Source organism: Convivina intestini (assembly GCF_003096575.1).
Classification (GTDB): Bacteria; Bacillota; Bacilli; order Lactobacillales; family Lactobacillaceae; genus Convivina; species Convivina intestini.
Map to the genome: position 1 here is coordinate 47,437 of NZ_QEKT01000010.1, position 11,623 is coordinate 59,059.

Sequence of the window (11,623 nt, forward strand, 5' to 3'; positions counted from 1 at the left end):
CACAGTCTTTACTAATAAAACAGTTCACCAGTCCTTAACATCAGCAAAAAAAGCAAGCCGCTAAGCTTGCCTTTTAATATTAAATCCGAACTTAATTAACACCCCAAAGCATCGGAATCAACGCCACCGCATTATTAATCATATGTACGGTAATTGAGGCCTCAATTTTATCCGTTTTAGCGAAGACATAGGCTAAAATCATCCCCATCGTAGCATACAAGGCAAAACTAATCGGGTTGGAGCTAAGATGAACACTGGAAAACAAGAGCCCACTAATGATAATGACATAGACTGGCTTCAAATTAACCAAGATTCCCTTCATTAGAAAACCTCGAAAAATTAACTCCTCCACAATTGGGGCAACAAAAGTTCCAAATATACAAGCTGTCACTAAAATAATTGAATTATGACTCATTAAGGTTTGAAGGACGACATCATTGGCCGTATCTTCTTGACCGTAAATTTTACTGTTTAAGAAAATAAAGGCTTGCGACATCACGACCGTCACCAGATAACTACCAATAATCAGATAAAGATTTGACTTAGTTATTTTATGGCTGACTTGTTGATAAACCTTTTGGTAGCAATACCAGGCATACCAAATAATCAGCGCAACCGCCACTAGGCTGCAAATTAGGATAAAAATTATCCATGGCAAACTCAAATGTGGCAGGGCCAACATAGTCATAGGTACTTCAGCCAGTTGATATAAAAACAGCAACAAAACCAACAGCCCAATCCGTTTCAAATACGTCTGCCACCGAATCGGCTTTTTTTCTTTCACAAAAAACATGTTTCCACTCTCCTCTAAAAAATAACTTAATATACTTTATTTTATATAATAACTCGTTAAAGTCAAATATGTTTAACTTTTAGTATTTTATAGTATACTTAATGTGACCTAAATTTAGAGAGGGAAGTCTATGTTAAAAAACAATAAAGATCGCTGGGGACGCGACGAATTTCAGGTCGCTGAAACCGGTAAAATTGATACCCGCGGCTTATATATTGCCATGGGCTTACTGCTAATACTAATGGTATTAGCGCTATTTAAAATTCATTGGGCCGCCACTGAAACACAGCTGTTCTTCATTCTGGCCGTACTAACTATTCACCAGGCCGTGGAACAAACCTTGCGCTCAACCGATACTCTGCTATTAAAAATACCAAAGCAATATCAGCTCATCATAGCAATTGCCTTTTTACTATCTGGTATTTCGTACCTCCATCATTTCTTATCCCAACCATCATTCCTACATCATCAAATCACCTTTGTGGCCATGCTAAATCTCATGGTTGGCATCTTCATGACCATCTACGCCGGATGTATCGGCTGGATGCTGTATAGAGGAAAAAAGAACTAGATGAATAATCAAAAAAATCTAAAAATTAAAGCGGCTCGTACATTAGCAGGATTAACCCAAGCCGACCTGGCCAAGGCTGTGGGCGTTTCTCGCCAAACCATTATCGCCGTAGAGTCCGGAAAGTATAATCCAACCATTAATCTTTGTATCGACATTTGTAAGGCGTTGAATAAGACCCTAGACCAATTATTTTGGGAATAAGGAGTCGGAAAAAGTATGAGGACAGCAGAAATACTTCGATAAATATCGCTAGCATAAGAACTTTATTAATTGGGAGAAAAACGATGATTAATCCAAAAGATTTACCAAGTTCAGCAACTTTTCAATGGTTAGATATTGTTAATTTAGATCAAACAGATATTGCCAAGTTAACCGATACCTATAACTTAACGAAAACCATGATTGGCTATCTAACCGACAGTAACGAGCGGCCCCATTACGATTATGATGCCCCGCTCAATTCTGATTTATTCGTGTATGATATGCCCATCTGGAGCCAAGATGAGAGCGGTGAAACCCATTTTACCGCTGAGTCCGTCAAATTCTTAGTGATTGACAACACCTTGTTGAGTTTTCATTCAGACAAAGTCAACTATATGTTTGATACCCTCCCAACGACCACTAACACACAGAATCTACCAACCTTTTTATTGAATATTTTTCTATCTTCAACGCAGTATTTTCACCAGGCCATTAAGGAATTGGACGGTGTCCGCATCAAATTAGATGCCCGCATTAATCGTGATATTACCAAGGATGAACTAATCGACGTCGCCACCGTACAAAAAAGCATCGTCTATCTGGCCAGCTCAATTGACAACAATAACTTGCTGTGGCAAAGTCTCCAAAATAATCAGCATTTCATTGCCGGTCAGAAGCCTTTACTAGCCATCGTCGATGACATCCTCATTGAATCTAACCAATCCATCCAAATGATTACAACTTCGCAAAAAATCATTGAAACCCTGTCAGCCACTGCCAACAGCATTATGGATAGTAATCTAAATGATTCGATGAAATTTTTAACTGTCTGGTCAATTATCCTCACGGTACCAGCCATTATGACCGGCTTCTTTGGTATGAACGTCGGCTTACCCTTTGGTCATAGCAATTTTGACTGGGTAACGGTCATTATTATCACCCTAATTATCATGATGGCTTTAGTCGCTTATATGAAAAAGAAAAAGATAATTTAACACCATCTTCACTATATTAAAAAGCCGATAAAATTATCGGCTTTTTAATATATTTTACTTATGAAAACCACTGCGAACTAACAAAGCAGGAGATTGCATACAAAATCCAGATATGGATTGGATAGAAGAGATAAAAGAAATTACGCATCCCCGGACCCTTTTGTCCGTTGTAAAGGAGTATCGGAATAATGGCCAACACCATAAACCACTGGCTAGTCCCAAAGGCTAACGAACCAATCATTGCTCCCAGGGCAATCACAGCGCTTTGGACGAGGCGGTTGTTTCTGAAACAATACAATAGAGGAATCATGTAAATTAGGAAACTATTTTCAGCAGTTAACATGCTGGGTACCAAGGCCGTATAGCCTAAAATAACTGGTATGGGTAGCATGGTCATAAAGACCATCGGTAGTGCCAATAAAATTGGTAGTAACAGTAGACCAATGCCTTTCCACAGGTCAGCCTTATGTTTATTAACTCGATATTCGACAATAAAGTCGACCCCATACATCAGAATCACACCCAAAAACAGATCACGGAAAATGTTATTGGATAGGCCAAAGTTTTCCATCGGTCCGGTGTGTGCTATCCAATCACTTAAGAGCGGACTACCCAAGCTCATCACAACTGTCCCGATGTAAAGTCGTGATAAATATTTCCCTTTATTACGTGTGTGAGAAAAGCCAATTACACTGACAAAGAAAAACATGGTCGCCACCGGCCGACCGAACCAATCTACCCAACTGGGTACCGTATAAAAAAACATTTGATGAATATGATCAATCACCATCAAAATGATTCCAATAACTTTGATGTCAAAAGTGGTGAATCCTTTTTTCAAGATAGACATAGCAGGTGTCCCTTCCAAAACTGTTGTTATGCTTACATAAATTGAGTATACAGATGTATGTAAGAAATTAAGCTTACAGTTTGTTAGGTTACAGAAAATGCCAAATAAGTAACCAAATATGCCCAAAATACCTGAAATCACCACATTTTAATTGACTACCCGGTAAAATACTGGTATCAACCGATAACTTGGTATATGCTGTGGGCAGGGAGGTTTAAAAAGTATTATCCAAATAGGGAAGAGGGGGCGATTAACAGCTTAGATAAATGCGGATTGGATTAGCTTATCACTGCTAAATCAAGCTCTAAGAGGCTTTATCACAGCACTTTTACAATTTAATAGTTTTGGTTTACAAGTATTTGCTAAATTCATCCGCAAATAAATAGTAGAGCAATCGAGAATTTATTTGTTACGACACATTAATTGTGAGGAGGAATTTTTGTGGCAGAGAATGTAAAAAAACACCATTTCATAGAATATGCGAATGGTAAATCACTACAAGAGATTAACGGAACGGTCGAGGTGCCCAAAGACATCGGTTTTTGGAAAACCTTATTCATGTATTCCGGACCTGGCGCCCTAGTTGCCGTCGGTTATATGGATCCCGGTAACTGGTCAACCTCAATCACCGGTGGACAATCGTTCCAATACTTATTGATGTCCATTATTTTGATTTCATCTTTAATTGCCATGTTGTTACAGTATATGGCTTCCAAACTCGGAATCGTCAGTCAAATGGATTTGGCCCAGGCCATTCGAGCCCGGACCAGTAAAACCCTAGGAATTGTTTTATGGATATCGACCGAATTAGCCATCATGGCGACTGATATTGCTGAGGTTATTGGTGGGGCGATTGCCTTGTATCTTTTGTTCCACATTCCAATTCTACTTGCGGTTTTGATTACCGTTTTAGATGTCTTGGTGCTATTGTTACTGACCGCCATTGGTTTTCGAAAAATTGAAGCCATCGTGGTCTGCTTAATTTGTGTTATCTTTTTGGTCTTCGCCTATGAAGTCGCCTTGTCCAATCCGGACTGGTTGGCGGTTATGAAAGGCTTAGTCCCAAGTATTGATACCGTTAAACAAACCCCTGAAGTTGGTGGTATCACGCCTTTGAGTGGAGCTTTAGGAATCATCGGAGCGACTGTCATGCCCCACAACTTGTATCTGCACTCATCAATTTCACAAACTCGAAAAGTGAACCATGATGATGTTGAAGATGTGGCTCGGGCCGTGAAGTTTTCATCTATGGATTCCAATATCCAGCTGACCATGGCCTTCTTCGTTAACGCCTTGTTGCTAATCATGGGAGTGGCCGTCTTCAAGTCGGGGGCCGTCCAAGATCCTTCATTCTTTGGTTTGTTTCAAGCCTTAAAGGATCCGGCCTTTATGAGTAATAGCATTTTAGCCGACGTGGCTAAAACTGGTATTCTATCAACTTTGTTTGCCGTTGCCCTATTGGCCTCTGGACAAAATTCAACCATTACTGGTACTCTAACTGGACAGGTGGTCATGGAAGGGTTCATCCACATGCGCATGCCACTGTGGGCTCGTCGCTTAATCACCCGTGTTCTTTCAATTATTCCGGTAGTTATTTGTGTGATGCTAACTAGCCGTAATTCAAAGATTGATCAACACGAAGCCTTAAACGAATTAATGAACAATTCTCAGGTCTTTCTAGCCTTGGCCTTGCCATTTTCAATGTTGCCTTTGCTAATGTTTACCAACAGTGCCACTGAAATGCAAGGAAAACGATTTGCCAACGCCCTTTGGGTTAAAATTTCTGGGTGGGTATCCGTGATTGTGCTGATTATGCTCAATATGTACAACCTGCCAACTTCAATTCTTGGTTTCTTCGGCGATAATCCTTCCGATAGCGAAACCTTGATATCAAATATCATCGCTTATAGCGCCATCGTTGGTATTTTGGCCTTATTGGCTTGGGTGCTTTACGATTTGCACAAAACAAATCTAGAATTTAGCCGCCGAGAAGAAGCTGAAAAAGTATCTGAAAAACTTTAACTTCTAAATAAGACAACCATGATGGTTGTGAGTGTCTTTTTTGGAATTTAATGAATAAACGCTATCGTCAGTAGTGACGGTAGCGTTTTTGGGGTGATTTAGCGTTCGGACCCATATGATAAAATATTAACAATGGTATCAATAACTTTAAGATTCCAAAGTATGTTCTATTTTACAAAAGGGAGGGAGTACTTCAGGTTAGATAAAATATTTTTTCACTTAGTTCATCATTTCAATGGATATTAGTACGAGCTGAATAAAGAAATTTACAAATATAGGTGGTGTAACTTTTTTTACTCAGCTTTTTATTGAGGAAGGGTCATGTCGAAATTTATTCAAAAAACAACATTTTTACTTATTCAAATTGCATTACTTATAGCCTTATCAAAAACAATCAAATTAACGAATTTAATACAAAATAAAACAATTAGTTTTTTTATCTTCTTGGGAATTTTAGCGTTATATATTTTGGCTATATGGCTTTCAAAGAAAATAAGTACAGATGTTTTAAAAGTTAATTTACAATTTTCTCGTATAAATGCAGATGAGCTGTGGCTAATTGTAAAAACTTATTTAATACAGATTACTGCAACTATTCTAATCAACTTATTAGCTATACATTTTATAGGACATGTTAAACAAGTCAATCAAGATAATATTAATCACTTTTTATCCCAGCTAAGCCCGGCAAACCTTTTACTAGCGGTCATGTATGCTGCAGTGGTTGGCCCCATCTTGGAAGAATTTGTATTCCGAGGCTACTTAATGAACGCCTTTTTTAAACCAAATCAACAACTTTATAAAATTCTATTATCGGCGTTCTTGTTTGCCATCCCGCATATGCACTCCATCTTCCTTACACCAGCAACCATTCCCACTTTTCTTAGCTACTTGGTATTAGGATTATCTTTTGGGTATGTATATAGTCGATCCAATAAAATTACGGTTAGTATGGGACTGCATATACTGAACAATACAATTTCTCTAATTCCTGTATTTCTTTTTATGAATTAGTTACGAAAAGCTAACGGCTTTTCTGTTTAAATCAAATTTTCCACTTTTAATGATAATTATGAAATGCTTTTTTATAAAAAAGCTACTATGAACAATGTTGTTTATGGTAGTTATTACTTAATTATTTTTAGTTAAATGACCAATTAAAAGGGCAAACATCAGCATATTAATGTTTGCCTTTTTATTTTGAACAATTTCATACAGACATGGGTTACTTTTCCATCACTTGCCAATTTTCTGGAACCTGTAACGTATATTTTATTGATACTGTATTATCTTCATTTTTATGATGGAAAAGATTTTTCCATAAGTCAGATTTATAAGTCCAATTGGTCGTTACTGTCTTTATTTGCGCGTTTTCAATGTTTATTTTTTCATAATTACTCGTCGTCTTTGCTGTTTCCACAGTATTACTTGTATCAGGGGCAAAGTGTGGACTCGCTTTTGCATCAGATTCAGAATTCTTATAAATTAAAACATAGTTATTCGAGCCAATCTTTTTTACAGCAACTGCCTTAATAGGTGATTGGGTAGGCGTCACGGCATAAACTTGCTTCGTTGTGGTTGTTGAAGTTTTTTCCATACCAACATGGCTATTCATATTGGCTGAAAGCAAAACGATGGCAATGGTAGTTAGGAGGGCAAAGACACCACCTAATGTGTAACGAACAACCTTATTCCCAATTAAAAAGATGGAAAGAAAAGTTAATACCGTTAATGCAGCAATAATCCAAATTATCATCTTATTTGCCATCCTTTTGGTTATTTTTCATAAAGAAGACAAAGATAAAGCCAATAATGGCGAAAATCAATGAAATCAAGAAGGCCGTTTGAAATCCGTCCATCGAAGCGTTTAAAACTTTACCAGCATACTGAACGGGATCTGTTTTCTTTAGTGAAGAACTTGGTGTGTTGTTATTAATTACATTCTGGACAATTGATGTTAACAGGGCCACGACAACAGATGACGAAACTTGACGGAGGGTGTTGTTGGCTGCCGTTCCATCGGCTCCCTTTTCATCAGGTAAAGCACCCATAGCTGCCGTTGTTAATGGCATCATTACAAGTGCAATTCCAGCCATGCGCAAAGCATAAAGAACGGAGATAACAACTGTCGGAGTTGTTTCATTTAAGAAGATATAGGGGACAGTTCCAAGCGTTAGCACGCCAAATCCGAAGAAACAAAGGAGTTTCACGCCGACTTTGTTATACAAAATACCAGCAACAGGTGACATAAAGCCCATGAAGAGGGCGCCCCACATCAGCGTAATACCAGAATCTAAGGCACTAAGACCACGTACATTTTGCAGGTAGGTTGGTAGCATCATTTCGACACCATACATCGCCATGGTTGCCAATAAGAGGGCAATCGTTGGAATTGTAAACTCTTTTTTTGTAAAAACGCGCATGTCTAGGAAAGGCACTGGTAATTTTAGCTGACGCCATACAAAGACCACTAAGAGGAGCATCCCAGCAACAATTGGGGCAATAACCTGTCCAAAATCACCCCAACCTTGTGAGGCAACGTTAGTGAAGCCCCAGAGAAAGAGTCCAAATCCAATCACTGATAGAACTAGCGAAGCATAATCTAGTTTTAACTGCTTTGTTTCCATGACATTCTTCAACAAGAATGGCGCCAAGATTGTGGCAATAACAATGATGATAAATGGAATAACAAAAATTGAACGCCAATCGTTGGATAAGGTCAACCCTAAAATATTGTGATCCTTTTCAAGAATCCATCCTGTTAGGGTGGGGCCAATAGCAGGTGACATACCAACTACCAAACCCATCAGTCCCATGGCACCGCCACGTTCCTCCGGATTATACATATTGATAATTAAAACCTGCAACATTGGCATCATTATGCCGACCGCCATAGCAGCCACGATACGGCCTGCCACAAAGAGCCACCACATGTCCTTTTGCTCAGGCGTAAACATTGACATGGCCACACCAATTAGTAAAAGAACGTAAGCAATGATATGTAGAATCTTCGTGGGTACCCGATTTGCTAAATAAGCTGACAAAGGAATCATCATCCCATTTACAAGTAAGAACCAGGTTGTTGCTTGCTGAGCTGTTGACAGGTCAATATTGAATGCCCTCATTAAAGTTGGGAGTGCTGTCCCAAGAGAAGTTTGCATCAAAGCTCCCGACATAGCCGCAATCATTAACACTATAAGAATTAACGTACGATTATATGGTCGTTTTTCTTCCATAAATTTTCTCCATTTCTTTATGATACAAAATGTACCACATGAATACTAAAACTATAGTATCAGAAAATTTAAGTGTGTCAATATGTTTCACATGTATTCCTTGCTATAATAATTTTAGTAAGTATATCGGAGGAAGCTATGAATTACGGTCAGCAAGAAAATGTACGTGTTAAAAATCAAATTGTTGATGGATTATTTAAAGAACTCGAAACTAAAAAGTTTTCAGAAATTCGAATTGCTTCTTTAATTAAGTCGGCCGGAGTCGGCCGAGTTTCTTATTATCGTAATTTTGACAATAAAGAAGAAATTTTAGACTACTATTTGAAAACAATCATCGAATCTCGACAAAAGCAAAGGAGAACCCAGAATGTCATTTTGACAAAAAAGTCCGTCAAACAGGACTTAAGTAGTACATTTTTATTCTTCCTTGAACAAAAAGATCGCTTTCTGCTCCTATTCAATAGTGGGCTTTCCGCCTACGTTATTGAATATTTTCGTTCTATTTCAAATGAGCTACACCATCAAGATCCACAATTGTCAAACAATCTGTACCTTACTTCATTTTTAACAGGAGCTCTAAGTTCAGTACTATTTGAATGGTTACAGCGAAATACGCCCGAAACACCAGATGAAATGGCTGATATCGTACTAAACTTACTACCAAAACAACTCCTTGAAGAAAAATAATAGGAAAATTGCGACTAATTGAATACATTTACTCTGTTCTTGTATTGAGCGCTAATTGCATTAAACTGACGTTTTTAATTGCAATAATTGTGTTGACTTAATATAATGCATCTGGCCATCAGTAGTAATAATAGTTAATTAAAAAGACACGTAATTTAAGCTTTACGTGTCTTTTACTTCATTATGATGCATTATCCTACAGCTACAGTATCGACGTGTAATCATCAGAGGGGGGTGCAAGGTCCGCTCAAACCACGTCCGAACCTTGAGCTAAATAGATGTTCTATTTAGCTACGATCAAGGGGGCAATGAGTACTTGGAATATGGGTCAGATCGCCCTGCAAGTGAATGGCAAAAGGATTGGCATGTAGATTAACACCTATGTGGTTTAGAACGTTCTGAAAACGATTTTAAACGGTGTCTGACGTGTCTTAGCCTTAGATGTAAGGCTTTTTCTATTGGGCAGACGATAGAAGAGTAAATAGGCGAATACGTGGATAATACAAGCGAGATAATGCTTAGCTGCACCTTGTATTGTTTAAACCCTTAAAACTAAGGGTTTCCTCTGCTCAAATTCAAACTTGCTACCCTTGTTTAAGTTTAGTAAATTATTTTTAATAGTTGTATTATTTAATAATAAAAGTAGAGAATAAATTATGAAAGATGAAAAAATGTTAAATTTGAATGATTTAAATCATTCTTTTATTGCTAGTTATGCAGATGACTTGGGTTATATCTCTCGTTTGTTAAATCTTTATAAGTCTCATCCTTTTGCACCTGCAGGTATTTATTATCATGGTTTTATATTTAGAATTGCAGTTATATCTGTTATTGGTAACTTTGAAACCATATTAGGAGAATGGTCTGATAAAGCTATAGAAAAATTAAAAAAAGATAATCAAATTGATGAAGGAAAAATTCCATCAAAAAAGGATGATCGTAAAAAATTCTTTGAAGATATTTTAAAAAGCAATAATTTTTTTATTCATCATTATTTGCTTCTGGTGATGTATGTCAGATAGATAAAAAAATAAAAGAAATATTAAAATTGTCAAACGATGATTTTAATCATCAGTCAGTTATAAGAAAGGATTTTAAATTTTATTTTGCTTTAAAAAATTTTAGAAATGCTATCATTCACCATGATATGAATGAACAGAAAAGGCGTGTACTGGAGGTAATGAAATTTGATCATGATATATTTGCTGAAAATGATAGTAATACCATTGTCGGTGAAATCATTGATGCTAATAATAGATTAGTTAAATTTTTAAACCGATTTTATATGCAAAGGATCTATGGTAATGATTTTTATCAAAAATACAGTGCTGAACTTTTAGAATACACAAATCAAATTCAGTTTAATAGAAATTTAGATAGATCTTATAGTAATTATAAAAATAATAAAGATAAGAAAGATTATGTTAGTGATTTAGAAGTAAATGTGTCCGAATTCGATTATAAATTACCTGTTGTTTATTATAAAAAGGAAATAACTGTTTTCTTTAGGTCTGCAATGGAACGAATTTTGAGAGATTTGAAATCTACAAATAGTCCAAGTCAAAAACAATTATCTTCTGCATTATATATATTGGAGCAGTGGACAAATTTATCATTTCCAAATATTACTGACGAGTATTTGATTTCAGTTTTCGAAAGAATGGAATTAGTAATTAGTCATTATCAAGAAGGTAATGATTGGCATAAAACAATTATTCAGTATGATTTCTCACATGGATCGTTGGAATCATCGATTGAAATAGACGAGTTTATATATAAAGTGTACCGAAAAATTGCTAATAGAACTTTTATAGACTTAGTATTATTGTTAATTGATAACGCTTCTGTTGAAAATGATAAATTGAAAAATAGGTATAGGATATTAGCATTAATATGGTTTTATTATCGAGAGTATGAAAAAATTGGTAAAAATCCAAAAATAATTGAACAAATTTTATCAAAATTGATACCGGATAACTTGAGATAATAAGGATATCACCTAGTGATTCATGTCTAGAAACCAATAAATTCAAGGACAAGCTGCAGATTGAAATAGAAGATATTATTAGATCTATAGTAGAACGTGCAGTTGAATATCATTTAACTTAACATAATGATTATAATCATCAGTAAGTATGTTGATTATATTAAAAAGACACATAAATTAAGTTTTTGAAGTGCGCCCTCCAAATTGGAGAGAAGTAATGTCATAAATCTTGTCGCTTAATTACTACGGTAATTAGGCGACTTTTTGTTTTTGATACTGCG

12 protein-coding genes are annotated in these 11,623 nt (G+C 36.4%); 8 read left to right on the forward strand and 4 right to left on the reverse strand.

The window, feature by feature from the left end:
* Nucleotides 1-91: 91 nt before the first annotated feature.
* On the reverse strand, nt 92-793 hold the full coding sequence (locus C7384_RS07195) for a CPBP family intramembrane glutamic endopeptidase (RefSeq protein WP_089939982.1): 702 nt from the start codon (nt 791-793) through the stop codon (nt 92-94).
* A gap of 130 nt (nt 794-923) precedes the next feature.
* Between C7384_RS07195 and C7384_RS07200 the strand changes: the two genes are divergently transcribed.
* The 3 genes from C7384_RS07200 (at nt 924) to C7384_RS07210 (ending at nt 2,560) form a co-directional block, all read left to right on the forward strand.
* Nucleotides 924-1,364, forward strand: coding sequence for a hypothetical protein (locus C7384_RS07200; protein ID WP_089939984.1), 441 nt, complete (start codon nt 924-926; stop codon nt 1,362-1,364).
* Nucleotides 1,365-1,565 carry a helix-turn-helix transcriptional regulator gene (locus C7384_RS07205; RefSeq protein ID WP_089939986.1) on the forward strand — a complete coding sequence of 67 codons (201 nt, stop codon included), beginning with the start codon at nt 1,365-1,367 and terminating at the stop codon, nt 1,563-1,565.
* A gap of 83 nt (nt 1,566-1,648) precedes the next feature.
* Nucleotides 1,649-2,560: a magnesium transporter CorA family protein gene (locus C7384_RS07210; RefSeq protein WP_089939988.1), complete on the forward strand. Its 912-nt coding sequence runs from the start codon at nt 1,649-1,651 to the stop codon at nt 2,558-2,560.
* Between the two features lie 58 nt (nt 2,561-2,618).
* Here the strand turns inward: C7384_RS07210 and C7384_RS07215 are convergent, their stop codons facing one another.
* Nucleotides 2,619-3,410 carry a TraX family protein gene (locus tag C7384_RS07215; protein ID WP_089939993.1) on the reverse strand — a complete coding sequence of 264 codons (792 nt, stop codon included), beginning with the start codon at nt 3,408-3,410 and terminating at the stop codon, nt 2,619-2,621.
* A gap of 441 nt (nt 3,411-3,851) precedes the next feature.
* On the opposite strand from C7384_RS07215, the gene C7384_RS07220 reads away from it, so the two are divergent.
* Together C7384_RS07220 and C7384_RS07225 are read left to right on the forward strand one after the other, a co-directional pair.
* A complete protein-coding gene (locus C7384_RS07220) occupies nt 3,852-5,432 on the forward strand; it encodes an Nramp family divalent metal transporter (protein WP_089939996.1) in 1,581 nt (526 codons plus the stop codon).
* 321 nt (nt 5,433-5,753) lie between these two features.
* On the forward strand, nt 5,754-6,446 hold the full coding sequence (locus C7384_RS07225) for a CPBP family intramembrane glutamic endopeptidase (protein ID WP_089939998.1): 693 nt from the start codon (nt 5,754-5,756) through the stop codon (nt 6,444-6,446).
* Nucleotides 6,447-6,657: 211 nt separating this feature from the next.
* Here C7384_RS07225 and C7384_RS07230 read toward each other — a convergent pair whose 3' ends face one another.
* Nucleotides 6,658-7,200, reverse strand: a complete 543-nt coding sequence (locus C7384_RS07230; protein WP_089940001.1) for a DUF4811 domain-containing protein — start codon at nt 7,198-7,200, stop codon at nt 6,658-6,660.
* Nucleotides 7,190-8,668: an MDR family MFS transporter gene (locus tag C7384_RS07235; RefSeq protein ID WP_089940005.1), complete on the reverse strand. Its 1,479-nt coding sequence runs from the start codon at nt 8,666-8,668 to the stop codon at nt 7,190-7,192. Before C7384_RS07235 ends, C7384_RS07230 begins: the two co-directional genes overlap by 11 nt.
* A 138-nt stretch (nt 8,669-8,806) precedes the next feature.
* Between C7384_RS07235 and C7384_RS07240 the strand changes: the two genes are divergently transcribed.
* From C7384_RS07240 to C7384_RS07250, 3 genes are all read left to right on the forward strand, one after another.
* Nucleotides 8,807-9,355 (forward strand): TetR/AcrR family transcriptional regulator, encoded by a 549-nt coding sequence (locus C7384_RS07240; RefSeq protein ID WP_089940009.1) that lies wholly within the window; start codon nt 8,807-8,809, stop codon nt 9,353-9,355.
* Nucleotides 9,356-10,011: 656 nt separating this feature from the next.
* The gene (locus tag C7384_RS07245; RefSeq protein WP_089940012.1) at nt 10,012-10,377 is read left to right on the forward strand and encodes a hypothetical protein; all 366 of its coding nucleotides are present in this window, start codon (nt 10,012-10,014) and stop codon (nt 10,375-10,377) included.
* Nucleotides 10,378-10,403: 26 nt separating this feature from the next.
* Nucleotides 10,404-11,342, forward strand: coding sequence for a hypothetical protein (locus C7384_RS07250; protein WP_089940015.1), 939 nt, complete (start codon nt 10,404-10,406; stop codon nt 11,340-11,342).
* The last annotated feature ends 281 nt before the right edge of the window (nt 11,343-11,623 follow it).